We start from the raw sequence: 17,612 nt of genomic DNA, 5'->3' as shown, positions 1-17,612 counted from the left end.
GAGCGAGAGAGCGAGACTGACATGGGAAAATTCGTCGTTGTATTGGGCACGCAGTGGGGTGATGAAGGCAAAGGCAAGATCGTGGATCTGCTGACTGAAAATGCCTCCGCCGTAGTACGTTTTCAAGGTGGGCATAATGCTGGGCATACGTTAGTCATCAACGGTGAAAAAACCGTGCTGCATTTAGTGCCATCTGGCATTTTGCGTGAAGGCGTGGAGTGCATGATTGGCAACGGCGTGGTCGTCGCTCCTGATGCCCTGCTCAAAGAAATCGAGATGCTGGAAGCGCGTGGCGTTCCCGCACGTAGCCGTTTGAAAATTTCCGCAAGCTGCCAACTGATCCTGCCTTACCACGTGGCTCTGGATGCAGCACGCGAAAAAGCACGTGGCAAGCAAGCCATCGGCACGACAGGGCGCGGCATTGGCCCGGCTTACGAAGACAAAATTTCCCGCCGTGGGTTGCGCGTTGGCGATTTGCTGAACCCAGAACAGTTTGAAACCAAGCTGCGCGGCATCATGGAATACCACAATTTCATGCTGGTCAACTACTTCAAATGTGACGCAGTTGACCCTGAAGCAGTGCTGGCGGAAGCCATGCAAATGGCAGAAATCATCAAGCCGATGATTACCGACATTCCGAACCGTTTGGCTGAATTGCGCAAAGCGGGCAAAGACGTGATGCTGGAAGGTGCGCAAGGTACGTTGCTGGATATTGACCACGGGACTTATCCGTTTGTGACCTCTTCCAGCACTACCGCTGGCGGGGCTTGCACAGGTTCGGGTATCGGCCCGCGCAATCTGGATTACATCCTCGGTATCACCAAAGCCTACACCACCCGTGTTGGTTCTGGCCCATTCCCGACTGAGTTGTTTGATGACGTGGGTGCTTACATTGCCAAGCAAGGTAATGAGTTTGGTTCGACTACAGGTCGTCCGCGCCGTTGTGGTTGGTACGATGCGGTTTCTTTGCGCCGTGCCATGCACATTAACTCGATCAGCGGGCTGTGCATTACTAAGCTGGACGTGCTGGACGGGTTGGAAACGGTACGTATGTGTACTGCTTACAAATTGGATGGCAAGATTCTTGATGTGCCACCCGTTGACACCGATGAGTTTGCGCGTTGCGAACCGGTCTATGAAGACATGCCGGGTTGGACAGAATCGACGTTTGGCGTGACCAGTTATGATGCGTTGCCTGCCAATGCTAAGGCGTATCTGGCGCGTTTGGCGGAAGCGGTAGAAACGCCTATCGACATTATTTCGACAGGCCCTGACCGCGACCAGACGATTGTTTTGCGCGATCCTTACGCTGGGTGAAGAATACCCCCCCATCCCCAACCCTTCCCCCGCAAGGGGTGAAGGGAGAAGGAGTTGATGTTGGTCGTCGGTTTGGCGGCATCATCCGCACTTACGGTGAGGCGGCATTTAACCGCTTCACCGCCGCGCATGTGTGCGTGATTGGCGTGGGTGGCGTGGGTTCGTGGGCGGTGGAAGCCTTGGCGCGTAGTGGCATTGGCACATTGACGCTGATCGACCTTGATAACGTTGCTGAATCTAACATCAATCGCCAGTTGCCAGCCCTTGGCAGCACGATTGGACGTGCCAAAATTGACGTATTGCGGGAACGTTGCCTCGACATTAATCCTGCCTGCCAATTACATCTCGTTGAAGATTTTATCGACAAGGACAACCTTGCAACTCTCATCAAACCCGAATTCGATTACGTGTTGGATTGCATCGACAATGCCCGCACCAAAGCGGCACTGATTGCGCATTGCCGCCGTAACAAAATCCGCTTAATTACCGCAGGTGGCGCGGGTGGGCAAAAAGACCCGACCAAAATCCGCTTGACCGATTTGACCAAAACCTTGCAAGACCCGTTGCTATCAAAAGTGCGTAAGGAATTGCGCCAGCATTACGGTTTTAGCAGCAATCCCAAACGCCGTTTTGACGTGCCTGCCGTGTGGTCAGAGGAAGCGATGAGCTTGCCGGAACGGGCAGAAGGCGCAAGTGCGTGTGATTTGAGTTGCGCGGGGGGAATTGGGTCGGTGACAACGGTGACGGCGAGTTTTGCCTTTGTTTCCGTCAGCCATGTGTTGGGAAAACTAGCCGCCCACTAAATCGGCGAATCAGCCATTTCTGGTGTATTCTCATTAATGGAAACCAGAGGAGGATTTCACCATGTCAACAGAAGAAACCAACCCTAACGCTCATCAGCCTGAAACCACAGCAAGCGTCCGCTTGCGACCGTTTATTGCCCCCTGCCGTCAAATCTCCCCAACCGCCCCCCTGCGCTGGCTGAAACAGGGTTTTCAAGATTTTAAGCAAGCGCCGCTCCTGAGCATGGCATACGGGGCGATTTTCATGCTCGCCAGTTGGCTGATTGCCTTGTGGTCATGGCAAGTGGGCAGTTTCACCATGCTCATCGTTTTGTTTGCAGCCTTTGTATTTCTTGGCCCTGCGCTGGCAATGGGTTTGTATTCCGTCAGTTGCCAACTGGATCGGGGCATGAAACCACGCATCGGGTTTTGCCTGACACAGGGCAGGAAACGCCTCGGCAATCAGATGGTGTTTGCTTTTGCACTGTTGGTTATCTTTTTGGTTTGGGCGCGAGCCGCCGCCATTGTCAATATTTTTCTACCGATGGCACGAAGCCCTAATCCCTCGGAATTAATGACCTTTCTGATCATCGGCTCTGTGGTAGGTTTGCTGTTTACTTTGGTCGTTTACTGCGCCAGCGTGTTTTCCCTGCCTATGATTATGGATCGGGAGGTCGATGCGATTACAGCCGTGTTGAGCAGTGTCAATGCTGTCCTGAAAAACAAGGCTGCCATGTTGCTGTGGGCGCTGATCATTTTGGGGTCGGTGTTGCTGGGCTTCCTGACACTGTTTCTGGGCTTTGTCGTCACCTTGCCAATCATTGGCTATGCCAGTTGGCGGGGCTATCGGGAAACCATTATCGGTGATGAATGGCAGCAAGACCCGGATACAGCCGCCTGATCCGGGTCTTGATACTCAGGTTTTGGGCAAGGTAACGCCGGTTTGCCCTTGGTACTTGCCGCCACGGTCTTTGTAGGACGTGGAGCATACCTCATCCGACTCGAAGAACAGCATCTGCGCCACGCCTTCGTTGGCGTAGATTTTTGTGGAGAGTGCAAGCTCATATGATTTGAGTTGTGCGGGAGATAGTTAGCGATTCAGCCTAAATAGCTCAATAAATGTGCGAATCATCACAGATGACAAGTTAAAAATTAAGTATTCTAGTCCCACTGTCAAACAACAGAACATAAAAACACATCGTTTTTGATCATTCATCTATAAACAAACATTGGGAAATCATATAATGCTACTCGCTACTCGCTACTCGCTACTCGCTACTCGCTCTAGCTGTCGTTACGCTGTCCGCATGTGCTACTAGACCCGAATCCATCAGTGCTTCTTACGTATCCTATGAAAAATATTCCAATCTTAATTGTGCCGCACTAACCACCAAAATGGCAGATACTCGCGCTGAATTGGATAAGTTCTCTAAAATGCAAAATAGCAAAGCAAATGTAGATGCCGCTGGTGTGTTTCTAGTTGGTATTCCTGTCAGCAAATTGTCTGGCGACTTTCAAGCTGATGTAGCAAGACTCAAAGGCGAAGTTGAAGCTATCGAAACCGCGCAAGTCAAAAAGAATTGTAAATAAAATTAACTTCCGAACAGACTCCAAACAGTGAAAGCAGAAGTTATTTGTCACTGTTTGGAGTAGTTGATCAGTCTTAGGTTTTGGGCAGGGTAACGCCGGTTTGCCCTTGGTATTTGCCGCCACGGTCTTTGTAGGACGTGGAACACACTTCATCCGACTCGAAGAACAACATCTGCGCCACGCCTTCGTTGGCGTAGATTTTTGCTGGCAGCGTCGTTGTGTTGGAAAATTCCAAGGTAACGTGACCTTCCCATTCGGGTTCTAAGGGCGTTACATTCACAATTATTCCGCAGTTGTGGACGAAAACGCCATTATCCAACGCAAAATTTCCCGCTTCAGGAACGGTCAAACAGAACACATCGTGATCACCTGCAACAGGACGAACATGTGTCACTTTATGGTTTTGCTGACCTTCACGGCTCACACCTCGGAACGCATCAATAATATGCGGGAAACGCCGGAATACAGCACGATCACATTCTAATAAACGTGCTGCTCCTCGAATTGATCCCGTTTGATGCAATGCCTCTTTCAAGACTTCATCAGTAATCTCAGTGCGCAAACGCAAATTTCGCGCCAATTCAGCTTGACGTTGATGCCTATCAGGATTAGCTTGCTCCCAAACAGCTTTCATCCGTTCACCTTGCCTCACTCGCTCTGCATGATCCTGATAACGGGCAAGCATCGCCTCACGATGAGCCTGTCGAGTAGCATCCGAAGGATTGCAACGCGCTGCTAATAATTCTGCGCGTTGAACAGCGTAAACATCATCGTGCCAGAAACGGCTAGCTCGTTCACTTTGCAAGCTAGAATAACGTTCTGCCCATTCAGGATTTTGCATACGCTCATGCAATGCGGCACGAATGGATGCACTGTGTTCGTCAGGATCAAATTCCTCACCGTAATTTTCTGCATTGTGCAGCCGAATATGCGCTCCGGCATCCATGCGGACAATGTTCCAAGGGTTATTATTTAAACGGTCAATATCGACATGATGGCGATGGGTATTCGGCGCATCAGCATACAAGCCATTCCGTAAATTCCACTCATCAGCCAAACGGTGCGTAGGGTACAAATGCCCGTTCAACGGTTGGTATACCATTTCATAACCACGCGCCAACTGCCGATATAATGGCATCAACGACGTTCCCGGTGTTAATTCACCCGCCGCGATCCAACGCCCATCACGCAGCATAAACAAATGGTCAGGGGTAGCGAAAATACTTTTACCATTATCTAACCCAACTTCAATGAGGCTATCACGCCCCACATAACGCGGGGCTTCCAGTTGTGTCACAATCAAACGACCGTTTGCACCAATGCTATAACCCCAGAACAATTCACCCTGCTCGGCACGTACTGCCATTTCTTCCAAGGTTGGAGAAGAGCCATCGACTAAAGCAACACGGGTATCACCGCGAAAACAACGCGCATACGTCGATTTCCCCAAACACACCACCAACGTGCTGCGTGGAATGCGGAAATACTCCACCGTCCGCGCCAGAGCAAACGAGTTGGGCGGGATAATGCAAACATCGCCTTTGAAATCCACAAAGCTCTTTTCGTCAAAGTTCTTCGGGTCAACAATCGTGCTATTGATATTGGTGAAAATCTTGAATTCGTTGGCGCAACGCACATCGTAGCCGTAGCTGGACGTGCCGTAAGAGACAATTCTGTCCCCGTTCACGGAACGCACTTGCCCCGACTCGAACGGCTCAATCATGTTTGTTTCGGTTGCCATGCGGCGAATCCAATGGTCAGATTTGATGCTCATTGACGCACCCCCACCCCACCTTGGCGCTGGAACGGCACGCTAATAAACGGCAATTTCACCGCGCCCGTCAAATCGTATTGCAGGCTGCGCGTCTTCATCGCTTCCGGTGCGAGTTGCAGCAATTGCATAAAGTCCAACTTGACGGGGATATTGATCGGCACTTCCTGACGTGCACCAATGCTCATGCCTTGGTTTTGATCGCCACTGGCAACGGGATGCCCGTTCAAGCTCAAACCGTATTGGATGCTCTGCAAAGGAATCGGAAAAGCATTTGGATTTGCGACATTGAGTGTCACCACTGCCGTGCCTTGCGTCAAAGAAATTTCTTGCAAGCTAACGTTTTCGATGGATATTTTGGGCTGCTCAACCACACCGGGAACGCCACTACAGGCTGGTAACAACAGTGTCGTCAACAAAAGAGGCAACATTCGCTTTAGCATAAACAGTCATTCGTCCTATTCATTGGAATACTGAATACTAAACGAAACGCGGTTTCAATACACCTGTCGAGCAAATAAGCGCTCTAACCGATGTTGCCAACGCTGCATCCGCTCCCCACGTTGCACTTGCGGGGTACACAAACGCCGCGAACGTATCCCCTGCCGGAACAGCAGGGGAAATTTGCTATCATCTTTAATCATTGTTGTCAGGCTCATAGTGCGCCACACTCCTACTTATCTTTTAGTTAAATACCTTGATAAGCATAACCGCAAGATGTGCAGAAAATGTGTAGAGCCGATGGAAGGTTTTTGCAGCAAGCCTGCATTAACGGTTGGCTTCGGACTCCAGTGGACGAATTTGCGTCGCCACTTTATCCAATACACCATTGACGAACTTATGCGCCTGTTCCGCGCCGTACTTTTTCGCCAGATTCACGTATTCGTTGACCACGACTTTGTAAGGCGTTTCCAAGTGATTGAGTAACTCACAGGTTGCCACTCGCAATACCGCGTGTTCAATCGGGTCAACTTGCGCTAATTTACGATCCAGATACGGCGTAATTCGATTTTCCAGCTCTTCGCCCCCCTCAATCGCGCAACGCAGCAGCTTGTGAAAAAACGCTGCGTCACACTTGCGGAAATCCGCTGCTAATTCCTTTTCTTCCTGAAAATACAAATAAACATCGTGGAAGCCGTTGCCGGTAATCAACCACTGGTAAGTCCCTTGCATCGCTAAACGCCGCGCCACACGGCGACGCGCGATTAATTGCTGGGACTCCGAGAGGGGTTTGTGTCCTGCCATTTGTATTTATTTCCTAATCTTGCGCAGCAAGGAAACCATTTCAATCGCCGACAGCGCCGCTTCAGCGCCTTTATTGCCAGCTTTCGTGCCAGCACGTTCGATGGATTGCTCAATCGTATCCGTGGTTAACACGCCAAAAATAATCGGCAATTCATGGCTCAAACCCACTTGCGCCAAGCCTTTGGAGGCTTCGCCCGCTACGTAATCAAAATGCGGCGTACTGCCACGAATCACCGCACCCAAGGCAATAATGGCATCGTAATCACCGTTTGCCGCCATCGCCTGCGCCACTAACGGGAGTTCATACGCCCCCGGAACACGCACCACGTCGATGTCTTCCTCTTTCACACCGCCATGACGCTTGAGCGCATCCACCGCGCCCGCCAGCAGGCTTTCGACGATAAAACTGTTGAAACGTGCTACGACGATGCCGTACTTGGCTTCTTGGGGTGCAAAATCACCTTCGATGACATTGAAGCTCATTGAACCATCCTAAACTCATTATTAAAGAACGATATAAGAATTCCTTCGACTCCGCTCAGGGAGCAAAATGACACTTAATCCTGAACATAATCCACAATTTCTAAACCGAAACCGGCAATGCCATGCAAACGGCGCGGCGCACTCATGACACGCATCCGGTGTACGCCCAAATCCGACAAGATCTGCGCACCAATACCGTAGGTTTTTAATTCAGCCGGTGAAGAACGGGTATTGTCCTGCACTACTGCTTGAGATTCAAACCCTTTCAAACGTTTCAGCACATCTTGCGTCTGAATCGGTTCGCGCAAGATAACAATCACGCCCTTGCCTTCACGCTCAATCCGCTGCATCACGCCGCGCAATGGCCAGCCGCAACCCGGTTCTGCCAATGCCAATAGATCGCACAATTCATTTTCCAAATGCACCCGTACCAGCACTGTATCGTCGGCACCAATGTCACCTTTGACAAGTGCCAAGTGAATGTCATGCTTGGCTTGTTCCTGATACGCGACTAAATGGAATGCGCCGTATTCGGTTTGCACCTCTTTTTCAAACACGCGCTCGACCGTTTTTTCATGTTGCACGCGGTAGCGAATCAGGTCTTCGATACTGCCCATTTTCAAACCGTGCTTTTCGGCGAAAATCTCCAAGTCAGGGCGACGTGCCATCGTGCCATCTTCGTTGAGAATTTCAACAATCGTTGCCGCCGGTTCAAACCCTGCCAAACGCGCCAAATCGCAACCTGCCTCGGTATGCCCAGCACGGGTCAATACGCCACCGGGCTGTGCCATTAACGGAAAAATATGCCCTGGCTGTTCAATATCGGTAGGTTTCGCATTCGGTGCCACCGCAGTACGCACCGTGTGCGCCCGATCATAAGCCGAAATGCCGGTCGTGACGCCTTCAGCGGCTTCAATCGACACAGTGAAATTGGTACGGTGTTCTTCATCCGTCGCGGAAATCATCAGCGGCAAATTCAATTGCTTGCAACGTTCACGGGTCAAGGTCAGGCACACCAAGCCGCGTCCTTCCTTGACCATGAAATTAATGTCTTCGGGGCGGGTGAGCGACGCCACCATTAACAAATCGCCTTCATTTTCGCGGTCTTCGTCGTCAACGATAACGACCATTTTGCCTTCTGCGAGGTCTTTAAGAATCTCTTCTGTGGTGTTGAATTGCATGGTTTCTCACTTCATAAAGCCGTGTTCGGCAAGGAATGCTTCGGTAATGTTGCCACCGCTGGCGCTGGAATACGCGGCTTTTTCACCTAACAATAAACGTTCGAGGTAGCGGGCAATGACATCGACTTCCAAATTAACCGCTGTGCCGCTGCGGTAATCAGCGATAATGGTTTCACTCAAGGTGTGCGGCACAATATTGAGTTCAAAGGTGCTACCTTCGACCTTATTAACGGTCAGGCTAGTGCCATCCATCGTGATCGAGCCTTTCGCGGCAATGTACTTTGCCAACTGTGCAGGAGCGCGTATTCTGAAACGTACTGAACGCGCATCGTCATGGCGGCTAATCACCTCGCCCAAACCGTCCACATGCCCGCTGACCAAATGCCCACCGAGGCGGGTTTGCAAGGTTAAGGCTTTTTCCAGATTGACCTTGGAACCGCGTGCCAAATGCCCAAGACTGGTTAGGGACAAGGTTTCGCGGGAAACATCCGCGCTAAAACTGCCACTATCCAACGCCACTGCTGTCAAACACACGCCATTGACCGCAATGCTATCGCCCAGTGCCACATCGTTCATATCCAACTTGCCGGTTGCAATCGTTAGGCGCATATCGCCACCTTTGGGCTGCATGTCGCGGATTGTGCCGATGGATTCAATAATACCGGTAAACATCAGTTTTTCACCTCTGGTTTCAGGCTGGCAATGATACGCCAATCTTGCCCGACTGCGCGAATATCGCGAATTTCCAGCGGGATACGTTCGCTCATTTGGGCAATCGCCGGTAAATGGAACAAAGGACGGGCGCTAGACCCCATCAGATGAGGCGCAAGGTAGATAACCAACTCATCTGCCAAGCCTTCTTCCACTAACGCACCTGCCAGTGTTGCACCTGCTTCGACATGAACTTCGGTAATGCCATCCGCCACTAAAGCTGTCATAACGTCCGGCAAATGCAACTGTTGACCGGCAAAATGGCGGACAACCACCCCAGCCTGTTCCAACAGCGCTATCTTTTGCACGTCATCACTACACGTATATACCCGAATTTCACCCGGTAATTCGAGCAACTTGGCATTCAGCGGGAATTGTAACGCCGAATCCAGCACTACCCGCAACGGCTGACGCACCTTGCCCGCAATACCTAACTCGTCCGCAGTCAGGCGTACATTTAGGGAGGGATCATCCGCCAACACCGTGCCAATGCCGGTTAAAATAGCGCCAGCCTGCGCCCGTAGTAATTGCACATCACGCCGCGCCTCTGCGCCGGTAATCCACACGCTTTCACCGGATTCCATTGCGGTACGCCCATCCAGACTCATCGCCATTTTCACCCGCACATACGGGCGATTGCGCTCCATACGGGTAATAAAACCGGGATTCAAAGCCCGCGCCTCGTTTTCCAGCAAACCGGAGGCGGTTTTGATCCCCGCTTGCGCTAACAAATGCAAACCATTACCTGCGACCAAGGGGTTCGGGTCGACCATCGCAGCAACGACTCGCACTACCCCCGCTTGCAGCAAGGCATTGGCACACGGCGGAGTACGCCCATAATGCGAACAAGGTTCAAGTGTGACATAAACATCGGCATCACGCGCGGCATCGCCTGCCATGCGCAAGGCGTGGATTTCGGCGTGGGGTTCACCGGCACGCTCATGCCAACCTTCGCCGACAATTTGCCCATTGCGCACAATGACACAGCCAACACGCGGATTCGGCTGCGTGGTATACCAGCCGCGCCGCGCCAGTTGCAGCGCGTGTGCCATGTAGCGGTGGTCGTCAGGGTTAAAATTCATGCTTTGGTGGGAATCGGCAGTAAATTGATTTGGCGATTACGTTGCTCGGAAGTGGGGTCACTTTCCAGATGTTCGATCATGCTGCGGAACTCTTCAATGGCATCAAAGCGGCGGTACACCGACGCAAAACGGATGTAGGCGACTTCATCCAATTGACGCAATTCATCCATCACCAGTTCGCCGATCATGGATGACGGCACTTCGCGTTCCCCGCTAATCAAAATGCGTTTGCGAATATGCGTTAATGCCGCCTCGATACGGTCAATCGACACCGGACGCTTTTCCAACGCCCGCATAATACCGCCGCGCAATTTGTCGTCGTCAAAGGGCTCACGCGCCGCATTGGATTTAATCACACGCGGCATGGTCAATTCCGCCACTTCGTAAGTGGTGAAACGCTCATCGCAAGCCGAGCAACGCCGCCGACGGCGCACTTGGTCGCCGTCATTGGCTAAACGCGAGTCAACCACCCGCGTGTCATCTGCACCGCAAAAGGGACAACGCATCCGTACTTACGCCGGGTGGTCGCCAAATGTGCTGGAACCGTAGACGGGGAAACGCTCACAAATGCTGAGTACTTGCCCTTTCACACGGCTGATGGTGGCGGGATCTTCCAGGTTATCTAACACATCCGCAATCCAGTTTGCCAATTGGGTACATTCCGCTTCCTTGAAACCACGAGTGGTAATCGCAGGTGTACCAATGCGGATACCGCTAGTAACAAACGGCGATTGCGGGTCATTCGGTACCGAGTTTTTGTTGACCGTGATATTCGCTGCACCCAAAGCCGCATCTGCCGCTTTACCCGTAATGCCTTTGTCGATTAAATCAATCAGCATTAAATGGTTGTCCGTGCCGCCCGATACAATCTTGTAGCCGCGCCCCATCAAGGTTTCTGCCATGATTTTGGCGTTTTTAGCCACTTGCTGCTGGTAAACGGTGAATTCAGGCTCTAAGGCTTCCTTGAACGCCACCGCTTTTGCCGCGATAACGTGCATCAAGGGGCCGCCTTGAATGCCGGGGAATACCAGCGAGTTGAATTTCTTTTCCAACTCAGGGTTAGCTTTTGCCAGAATAATGCCGCCACGCGGCCCCCGCAGGGTTTTGTGCGTGGTAGAAGTGGTCACGTCAGCAATTTGCACTGGGCTAGGATAAACGCCAGCAGCAACCAAACCCGCCACGTGCGCCATATCGACCAGCAAGTACGCGCCGACTTTATCCGCGATTTCACGGAATTTGCCCCAATCAATCACACGAGAATACGCCGAAAACCCCGCCACGATCATTTTAGGCTTGTGCTCCAAAGCCAAACGCTCGACTTCGGCATAATCAATGTAGCCTTCGTCGGTAATGCCGTACTGAACCGCGTTGTAAATCTTGCCGGAGAAGTTGACTTTTGCACCATGCGTCAAATGCCCACCGTGCGCAAGACTCATGCCTAACACGGTGTCGCCGGGGTTTAGCAGCGCCATATAAACCGCTGCATTGGCTTGTGAACCGGAATGCGGTTGCACATTGGCATAATCCGCGCCAAACAATTGCTTAGCACGCTCAATCGCAAGCTGCTCGGCAATATCGACGTATTCGCAGCCGCCGTAATAGCGCTTGGCAGGATAACCTTCCGCGTATTTGTTGGTCAGCACCGAACCTTGTGCTTCCATTACACGCGGGCTGGCGTAATTTTCGGATGCAATCAGCTCAATGTGCTCTTCCTGACGGCGCACTTCGGACTGCATGGCACTCCACAATTCATCATCGTAACCTGCGATTGTCATCTGGCTGGAAAACATGTCGCTTTTCTCCTGCACGTTGAAAGCTAAAAAAGCGTTATAGCATACCACTGTTTTCGCCCTCAACCTATGCTGTTTTAATCGCTGTGGCTTAATTGGTAGTCGTTGCCGGTTTCTCTTCAGCAGGTGGTTCAACGGCGGGGCTATCGGCATCCGTACCGCCGAACTTCTTACCGAAAACCACCGAAGGTTCGCCGCTGCGGTTATAAAAATGCAGGGTATTGCCAATCGTCTCTACACTGCCCGCCCGTTGTAAAGTGCGCAAATAAGCGCCTTCCCAATCCCCTACATTAATGGTTTGCTGACCTGCACCGGGGCGTAAAATCGGACAACCCGCACGCCCTTTGTCAACTTCTGTGATCATAAAGCCGGTATGCCCAACCCGTTTGAAATCAGCCTCGTATTCATTGCACCCGCCTGAACCCGTCAGTGCTAACTCACCGACCTTCATGCTGATAACTAACTCACTGGGAACTTTATTGCCATAAACAGATAGCAAACGCCACTCTGTATCCAGCAATGAAGGCCCACCACTGTTAAGTGGACAAGCGCCCGTCGGGAGTGGCGTTACTGCACTTTCAGGGGGTGTAGCCGTTTCTGCGCAAACAGCAACACTGCTCAACAGCAAAGGGAGCAGTAACAAAGTGCGGCAGAGCTGAACAGAAAAACAAGACTGTGTAGAATTCGTTTTCATGGGGTTCCCTCAATTAGTGATGGTTATGTGGGGCAAGCAATACGTCATATGCGTGTGACACCTCCTCAGTATAGGAAGAATGCTAGGTTTTCACCACATTGAATATTTTCTACCCCCAAGTGTTGGATTTATACAACACCTCACTGGCAATATTCAGGCAGGCAACACCACACCCAACGCATCACTCAAGCGCCTCCAGTCAAAAAATGGCCCCGGATCGGTTTTACGCCCTGGCGCGATATGTTCATGCCCCGTAATGTGTTCCAAACTTAATCCCGGATAAGCGTCAACCAAAACGGGCAGCAACATTTCCAATTGCGTGTATTGTGCCGCCGTAAATGGCTCAAAGTCTGACCCTTCGATTTCAATACCTATCGAAAAATCATTGCATTGACTTCTTCCTTGATAGTTTGACACACCCGCGTGAAAAGCGCGTTTATGGAAGGGAACATACTGGACAAGCTCGCCATTTCGCCTGACTAACAGATGACTGGCTACCCGCAAGTGACAAATTTCGGCAAAAAATGGGTGCGCCGTAGGGTCAAGTTGATTGGTAAATAAGTGATCAATCCACGGCCCACCAAATTCGTAGGGTGGCAGGCTAATGTTGTGCAAGACAATTAATTCAGGGATGCAACCTTGCGGGCGTTCGTCGTGGTTAGGGGATGGGCATTGGCGAGCGCTGTCCAATAAGCCAGTTTCTAAGTCTATGTTCAAGGTTCATCCTCGGCAGGCCGCGCCAATGCAGTTTGAAGCGCCGTGTGAATCCGGGCGGGCAAGGGTTCACAATGCAATTCACAGTGGTAATGACCATCAACGTACAGAAACATTGCAGGCAGGTGAAAAATATCCAGCGCGTTGACCAGCCCACCGTTGTGAACAGCATCCACCTCAAACATTGGCAAAGCGGGGTATTCATGCAAATACCGGCTCAGTGCCAACTTGAGATTGCGGCACGCGCCGCAGTTGGGCGCAGTAAAAAATACCAGTGCCGCGCCGGGCGTTTCCGCCAACACATGGTGAAAGTTCAGATCAGTCAGGTGGGTAAGATTTTTCATGCCGCGCATTATACATCCACTTGTTACCGTGCCTGCACGAAACTTGCTATAGTTTGGGGACTTATGGATGAAGGATACACGCCATGCTCGACAGCCTGCACATCAAAAATTTCCGCTGCTTTGAAGATTTGATCATCCCCTCGCTGGGGCGGGTGAACCTCATCGTGGGGAAGAATAATAGTGGGAAGAGTACATTTCTGGATGCTATATATATGTACGCTGCATCAGGAAACGCAACGATAATGCACTATATTCTTGGTTCAAGAAATGAACTACCTTATATTGATACTACTATCCCCCCTATCCAATATTATATTTTAAACAATGAATTCACAAAAGAAAAAGAAATATTTGATTCACTTAGGAACATATTCAACATTAATGCAATTAAAAAATCAAATGAAAAACTAATCATCAAAGGTTGCGACAATCGGAGATGTCAAACAATTTCTTTAGAGTATTCAACGAACAAAAATGACATAGAGAACATTCAATCCTCAAATGCAGTGCAATTTTCAAATTCATACGTCAATATAACTGAAGGATTCATCATATCACGTCATATAAATGATAACTTGACAGATAGAAATATCATTACGCCATTCTCAGTAGTAAATGACATAAAAAAAATCACAAAACAACTCCCATGGCTTAATGCTTGCTATAAAGTAGTTTCAACGCTCGAACCAGAAAATAATTGGTCTACCCTATGGGATAATCTGAAAGCAACAAGAAAAACAGATGCTATTATTAGCATGATAAAAATAACGAACCCTTTAATTGAAGATATATATTTTACGCATAATGGATTAGCAATGGTCGTACTTGCTGACGAAGAAAGAGCAAGACCATTACGGAGCATGGGAGAAGGAGCAAGTCGTCTACTACAACTCTTCATTTATGCTTTTCATGCCAGAGATGGGTTTCTACTAATAGACGAATTCGAAAATGGCTTGCATTACTCTATTCAAGAAGAAGTGTGGGATAAGTTGTTCAAGTTAGCAAAGGAGCTTGATATTCAGGTATTTGCGACGACTCACAGTGAAGATGCTGTGAAAGCATTTTGTAAGGTTTCCGTAGCCGATAAAGAAGTGAATGGTAAACTAATTTCGCTAGGACGCAGTATTAGCAAATCAGACAATGGAAAAATCATTGCTGATGTATACGATGAAGACACACTAAACTGGCTAACAACTTCCGGCATGGAGGTTCGTTAATGAGCGTATCTAATCGTGTTCTGTTAGTCGAAGGAGAAGGGGATAAGGAGTTTATTCAACGTCTTATCTGCACTTTAAAATTAGACATTAAAATCATGCCAGAAACGCCCAGAGATATATGCAACACTCAAAGCGATGGTATTGATGTATTACGCACTCGCGCACTACCTTTTGTGTTAGACAGAATAAGAACAGAAAACATAACGCATTTAGGCATCATCATCGACGCAGACTCGTCTAATGATGGTTATGGCTTTGAAAAACGGCGCAAACAAATTACTGATATTTTGATTGCTAGAGGTTATGAAATTCCAGCATTTACAGCAAACATCAATCAAGGTGAAATATTCCCCACAAACAAAGAAGACTGGCCACCTATCGGTTTATGGATCATGCCCACACATAGTACTGATGGAATGCTAGAAGATTTACTCCTCGATAATTTAGAAAACTCTACACAACAGTCTTTACTAAACAAAGTCGACGCGGCTATCAGAGATTTAGGCGATCTACAAGCCTTCAAAGAAACTCACTTATCCAAGGCACGCCTCTCCACCCTACTTTCTTGGCAAAAGAAACCCGGCATGTCCGCTGGCAAAGCCTACCAAGCCAAAGTATTCGATACTAACCCAAAGACCAGCACCATCATTCCTTTCACCGCTTGGCTAACCCGCGTATTCCAATAACATGAACGGACTAAACTCCCAACAACAAGCCGCAGTCACCCACCTCGGCTCTCCCCTCCTCGTCCTCGCTGGTGCTGGCAGTGGCAAAACCCGCGTCATCACCCAAAAAATTGCCTGGATGATCCGCAAAGGCGTGCATTCCGCCGATCAAATCGCCGCCATCACCTTCACCAATAAAGCCGCCCGTGAAATGCGCGAACGCGCCACCCAACTCTTGACCAAGGAAGAAGCCAAAGGGCTGACCGTTTCCACCTTCCACACCCTAGGCTTAAATATTATCAAGCGCGAAGCCAAACGCTTAGGCTACAAAGCCAATTTCAGCATTCTCGATGCCCAAGACAGCGAAGCCATCCTCAAAGAACTCGCCCAAAAAGAAGACGTGGAAGAAGCCGACAACCTGCGCTGGATTATTTCGCGTTGGAAAAACGACTTCATCTCGGTCGAACAAGCCGCTTTACTGGCAAATACAACCGATGAAAAACTCGCCGCGATTTTATACGAAAAATACCAGCGCCAGATCAAAGCCTACAACGCTGTCGATTTCGACGACCTCATCGTCTTACCCGTGCAACTTTTCGAGCGACACCCCGATGCCCTGCAACACTGGCAACACAAATTACGCTACCTGTTGGTCGACGAATACCAAGACACCAACGCCTGCCAATACCGCCTGATTCGCCTATTAGCAGGCATTCGCGGCGCACTCACCGCCGTAGGGGATGACGACCAATCCATCTACGCTTGGCGCGGCGCACGCCCCGAAAACATTGCGCAATTGCAAACCGATTACCCAATGCTCAAGGTGATCAAGCTGGAACAAAACTACCGTTCCACCAGCCGTATTTTGCAAAGTGCCAACAAACTTATCGGCAACAACCCGCATTTATTTGAAAAAAATCTGTGGAGTACCCTCGGCGAAGGCGACCCAATCCGCATTATGCCCGCCCGCACGCCCGAACACGAAGCCGAAAAAGTCATCGGGGAAATCCTCAAAGCCCGCTTCCGTGACCGCGCCGATTTCAAAGATTTTGCCATTTTGTACCGTGGCAACCACCAAAGCCGTTTGTTTGAAAAAGTGCTGCGCGAGAACAATATTCCCTACAAAATCAGCGGAGGCACCTCGTTTTTCTCCCGCGCTGAAGTCAAAGACATTCTCGGCTACCTGCGCCTCATCGCCAATCCCGACGACGATGCCGCTTTCCTACGCATTATCAACACCCCCAAGCGCGAAATTGGCACTTCCACACTGGAAAAACTCGGCGAATACGCGCACGAACGTCACGCCAGCCTGTTCACCGCCGCTCAAGAACTCGGCTTTGCCCAGCGCATTTCCGCCAAAGCCCAACAACGGGTGGAAACCTTCGGCTTCTGGCTACACGAAATGATTCGTGCCGCTGAAAACGCAGACCCCACACAAATTGTCAAAAAAGTCATCAACGACACTGGCTACGAAGACTGGCTCAAAAATACCTGCAACACCCCCAAACAAGCCGAATCCCGCATGAAAAATGTCTGGGAAATTGTCGAATGGGTACGCAAACTTCACGACGACGGCGCTGGCAAAGAAACACTCAGCGATATTATTGCGCACATGAGTTTGGTCGATATGCTGGAACGTAATAGTGAAGAAAAAGAACAAGATGCGGTTTCCCTAATGACCTTACACGCAGCCAAAGGACTGGAATTTCCCAACGTGTTTTTGGTCGGCGTGGAAGAAGAACTGCTCCCACACGCCAACAGCCTCGACGAACACAGCATCCAAGAAGAACGCCGCCTCGCCTACGTGGGCATTACCCGCGCCCAGAAAAACCTCACCATCAGCTACGCCAAAGTGCGCTCACGCTATGGCGATACCGCCACCGTTGAACCCAGCCGCTTCCTCGACGAACTTCCCCCCGAACATCTCGAATGGGAAGACAAAAAAATCGTGTCGCCGGAAGAACGCCAGGAAACGGCGCGAGCGTATATTTCTAACTTGCAGGCTTTGCTAGGTGATTAAGTGAAA

At 50.1% G+C, this 17,612-nt stretch carries 19 protein-coding genes and 4 pseudogenes; 7 read left to right on the top strand and 16 right to left on the bottom strand.

Annotated features, from left to right (window positions below):
- Positions 1-21: 21 nt before the first annotated feature.
- The 3 genes from HMY34_RS18800 (at position 22) to HMY34_RS18790 (ending at position 3,000) form a co-directional block, all read left to right on the top strand.
- Positions 22-1,317, top strand: a complete 1,296-nt coding sequence (locus tag HMY34_RS18800) for an adenylosuccinate synthase (RefSeq protein ID WP_202716941.1) — start codon at positions 22-24, stop codon at positions 1,315-1,317.
- Positions 1,314-2,120: a tRNA threonylcarbamoyladenosine dehydratase gene (locus HMY34_RS18795; protein ID WP_228287921.1), complete on the top strand. Its 807-nt coding sequence runs from the start codon at positions 1,314-1,316 to the stop codon at positions 2,118-2,120. Before HMY34_RS18800 ends, HMY34_RS18795 begins: the two co-directional genes overlap by 4 nt.
- A gap of 61 nt (positions 2,121-2,181) precedes the next feature.
- The gene (locus HMY34_RS18790) at positions 2,182-3,000 is read left to right on the top strand and encodes a DUF2189 domain-containing protein (protein ID WP_202716940.1); all 819 of its coding nucleotides are present in this window, start codon (positions 2,182-2,184) and stop codon (positions 2,998-3,000) included.
- A gap of 15 nt (positions 3,001-3,015) precedes the next feature.
- Here HMY34_RS18790 and dcd read toward each other — a convergent pair.
- Positions 3,016-3,153, bottom strand: a pseudogene (gene dcd / locus HMY34_RS18785) (dCTP deaminase); the annotation flags it as partial.
- Between the two features lie 341 nt (positions 3,154-3,494).
- On the opposite strand from dcd, the gene HMY34_RS18780 reads away from it, so the two are divergent.
- Positions 3,495-3,689, top strand: a complete 195-nt coding sequence (locus HMY34_RS18780; protein ID WP_202716939.1) for a hypothetical protein — start codon at positions 3,495-3,497, stop codon at positions 3,687-3,689.
- Positions 3,690-3,762: 73 nt separating this feature from the next.
- Here HMY34_RS18780 and HMY34_RS20420 read toward each other — a convergent pair.
- From HMY34_RS20420 to HMY34_RS18715, 15 genes and pseudogenes are all read right to left on the bottom strand, one after another.
- Positions 3,763-3,981 (bottom strand): annotated as a pseudogene (locus tag HMY34_RS20420) (dCTP deaminase); the annotation flags it as partial.
- Between the two features lie 6 nt (positions 3,982-3,987).
- A pseudogene (locus HMY34_RS18775) lies at positions 3,988-5,139 on the bottom strand (Hint domain-containing protein); the annotation flags it as partial.
- Positions 5,113-5,463: pseudogene (locus tag HMY34_RS20415) on the bottom strand (dCTP deaminase); the annotation flags it as partial. The pseudogenes HMY34_RS18775 and HMY34_RS20415, both read right to left, overlap by 27 nt.
- Complete coding sequence (locus HMY34_RS18770) at positions 5,460-5,903, bottom strand: LEA/WHy family protein (protein ID WP_202716937.1); 444 nt, start codon at positions 5,901-5,903, stop codon at positions 5,460-5,462. The pseudogene HMY34_RS20415 and the gene HMY34_RS18770, both read right to left, overlap by 4 nt.
- 54 nt (positions 5,904-5,957) lie before the next feature.
- On the bottom strand, positions 5,958-6,119 hold the full coding sequence (locus HMY34_RS18765) for a hypothetical protein (protein ID WP_202716936.1): 162 nt from the start codon (positions 6,117-6,119) through the stop codon (positions 5,958-5,960).
- Between the two features lie 109 nt (positions 6,120-6,228).
- The gene (gene nusB / locus HMY34_RS18760) at positions 6,229-6,705 is read right to left on the bottom strand and encodes a transcription antitermination factor NusB (protein ID WP_202716935.1); all 477 of its coding nucleotides are present in this window, start codon (positions 6,703-6,705) and stop codon (positions 6,229-6,231) included.
- A gap of 6 nt (positions 6,706-6,711) precedes the next feature.
- Positions 6,712-7,188, bottom strand: a complete 477-nt coding sequence (gene ribH / locus HMY34_RS18755) for a 6,7-dimethyl-8-ribityllumazine synthase (RefSeq protein WP_202716934.1) — start codon at positions 7,186-7,188, stop codon at positions 6,712-6,714.
- Between the two features lie 74 nt (positions 7,189-7,262).
- Positions 7,263-8,369 carry a bifunctional 3,4-dihydroxy-2-butanone-4-phosphate synthase/GTP cyclohydrolase II gene (ribBA, locus tag HMY34_RS18750; RefSeq protein ID WP_202716933.1) on the bottom strand — a complete coding sequence of 369 codons (1,107 nt, stop codon included), beginning with the start codon at positions 8,367-8,369 and terminating at the stop codon, positions 7,263-7,265.
- Positions 8,370-8,375: 6 nt separating this feature from the next.
- Positions 8,376-9,041 carry a riboflavin synthase gene (locus HMY34_RS18745; RefSeq protein ID WP_202716932.1) on the bottom strand — a complete coding sequence of 222 codons (666 nt, stop codon included), beginning with the start codon at positions 9,039-9,041 and terminating at the stop codon, positions 8,376-8,378.
- A complete protein-coding gene (gene ribD / locus HMY34_RS18740; RefSeq protein WP_228287920.1) occupies positions 9,041-10,162 on the bottom strand; it encodes a bifunctional diaminohydroxyphosphoribosylaminopyrimidine deaminase/5-amino-6-(5-phosphoribosylamino)uracil reductase RibD in 1,122 nt (373 codons plus the stop codon). Before ribD ends, HMY34_RS18745 begins: the two co-directional genes overlap by 1 nt.
- Positions 10,159-10,668, bottom strand: coding sequence for a transcriptional regulator NrdR (nrdR, locus tag HMY34_RS18735; RefSeq protein WP_202716931.1), 510 nt, complete (start codon positions 10,666-10,668; stop codon positions 10,159-10,161). The genes ribD and nrdR overlap by 4 nt, the downstream gene beginning before the upstream one ends.
- A gap of 6 nt (positions 10,669-10,674) precedes the next feature.
- On the bottom strand, positions 10,675-11,952 hold the full coding sequence (gene glyA / locus HMY34_RS18730) for a serine hydroxymethyltransferase (RefSeq protein ID WP_202716930.1): 1,278 nt from the start codon (positions 11,950-11,952) through the stop codon (positions 10,675-10,677).
- Positions 11,953-12,043: 91 nt separating this feature from the next.
- A complete protein-coding gene (locus HMY34_RS18725; RefSeq protein WP_202716929.1) occupies positions 12,044-12,646 on the bottom strand; it encodes an META domain-containing protein in 603 nt (200 codons plus the stop codon).
- Between the two features lie 153 nt (positions 12,647-12,799).
- Positions 12,800-13,363, bottom strand: a complete 564-nt coding sequence (ampD, locus tag HMY34_RS18720) for a 1,6-anhydro-N-acetylmuramyl-L-alanine amidase AmpD (protein WP_202716928.1) — start codon at positions 13,361-13,363, stop codon at positions 12,800-12,802.
- A complete protein-coding gene (locus HMY34_RS18715; RefSeq protein WP_228287919.1) occupies positions 13,360-13,704 on the bottom strand; it encodes a thioredoxin family protein in 345 nt (114 codons plus the stop codon). Before HMY34_RS18715 ends, ampD begins: the two co-directional genes overlap by 4 nt.
- 83 nt (positions 13,705-13,787) lie before the next feature.
- Here HMY34_RS18715 and HMY34_RS18710 point away from each other — a divergent pair, with 83 nt between their 5' ends.
- Genes HMY34_RS18710 through rep form a run of 3 tightly spaced genes read left to right on the top strand, consistent with a single transcriptional unit; the run spans position 13,788 to position 17,606 of the window.
- On the top strand, positions 13,788-14,921 hold the full coding sequence (locus tag HMY34_RS18710; RefSeq protein ID WP_202716926.1) for an AAA family ATPase: 1,134 nt from the start codon (positions 13,788-13,790) through the stop codon (positions 14,919-14,921).
- A complete protein-coding gene (locus tag HMY34_RS18705; protein WP_202716925.1) occupies positions 14,921-15,607 on the top strand; it encodes a DUF3226 domain-containing protein in 687 nt (228 codons plus the stop codon). The genes HMY34_RS18710 and HMY34_RS18705 overlap by 1 nt, the downstream gene beginning before the upstream one ends.
- A 1-nt stretch (position 15,608) precedes the next feature.
- Complete coding sequence (gene rep / locus HMY34_RS18700) at positions 15,609-17,606, top strand: DNA helicase Rep (protein ID WP_202716924.1); 1,998 nt, start codon at positions 15,609-15,611, stop codon at positions 17,604-17,606.
- The last annotated feature ends 6 nt before the right edge of the window (positions 17,607-17,612 follow it).

Source organism: Thiothrix subterranea, from assembly GCF_016772315.1.
In the GTDB taxonomy this organism is placed as follows: Bacteria; Pseudomonadota; Gammaproteobacteria; order Thiotrichales; family Thiotrichaceae; genus Thiothrix; species Thiothrix subterranea.
This window is presented reverse-complemented; position numbering and strand designations above follow the sequence as displayed.

Coding starts and splice junctions, on each gene's coding strand:
- HMY34_RS18800 (WP_202716941.1), top strand. CDS start 22: ATGGGAAAATTCGTCGTTGTATTGGGCACGCAGTGGGGTGATGAAGGC.
- HMY34_RS18790 (WP_202716940.1), top strand. CDS start 2,182: ATGTCAACAGAAGAAACCAACCCTAACGCTCATCAGCCTGAAACCACA.
- HMY34_RS18780 (WP_202716939.1), top strand. CDS start 3,495: ATGGCAGATACTCGCGCTGAATTGGATAAGTTCTCTAAAATGCAAAAT.
- HMY34_RS18770 (WP_202716937.1), bottom strand. CDS start 5,903: ATGCTAAAGCGAATGTTGCCTCTTTTGTTGACGACACTGTTGTTACCA.
- HMY34_RS18765 (WP_202716936.1), bottom strand. CDS start 6,119: ATGAGCCTGACAACAATGATTAAAGATGATAGCAAATTTCCCCTGCTG.
- nusB (WP_202716935.1), bottom strand. CDS start 6,705: ATGGCAGGACACAAACCCCTCTCGGAGTCCCAGCAATTAATCGCGCGT.
- ribH (WP_202716934.1), bottom strand. CDS start 7,188: ATGAGCTTCAATGTCATCGAAGGTGATTTTGCACCCCAAGAAGCCAAG.
- ribBA (WP_202716933.1), bottom strand. CDS start 8,369: ATGCAATTCAACACCACAGAAGAGATTCTTAAAGACCTCGCAGAAGGC.
- HMY34_RS18745 (WP_202716932.1), bottom strand. CDS start 9,041: ATGTTTACCGGTATTATTGAATCCATCGGCACAATCCGCGACATGCAG.
- ribD (WP_228287920.1), bottom strand. CDS start 10,162: ATGAATTTTAACCCTGACGACCACCGCTACATGGCACACGCGCTGCAA.
- nrdR (WP_202716931.1), bottom strand. CDS start 10,668: ATGCGTTGTCCCTTTTGCGGTGCAGATGACACGCGGGTGGTTGACTCG.
- glyA (WP_202716930.1), bottom strand. CDS start 11,952: ATGTTTTCCAGCCAGATGACAATCGCAGGTTACGATGATGAATTGTGG.
- HMY34_RS18725 (WP_202716929.1), bottom strand. CDS start 12,646: ATGAAAACGAATTCTACACAGTCTTGTTTTTCTGTTCAGCTCTGCCGC.
- HMY34_RS18715 (WP_228287919.1), bottom strand. CDS start 13,704: ATGAAAAATCTTACCCACCTGACTGATCTGAACTTTCACCATGTGTTG.
- HMY34_RS18710 (WP_202716926.1), top strand. CDS start 13,788: ATGCTCGACAGCCTGCACATCAAAAATTTCCGCTGCTTTGAAGATTTG.
- HMY34_RS18705 (WP_202716925.1), top strand. CDS start 14,921: ATGAGCGTATCTAATCGTGTTCTGTTAGTCGAAGGAGAAGGGGATAAG.
- rep (WP_202716924.1), top strand. CDS start 15,609: ATGAACGGACTAAACTCCCAACAACAAGCCGCAGTCACCCACCTCGGC.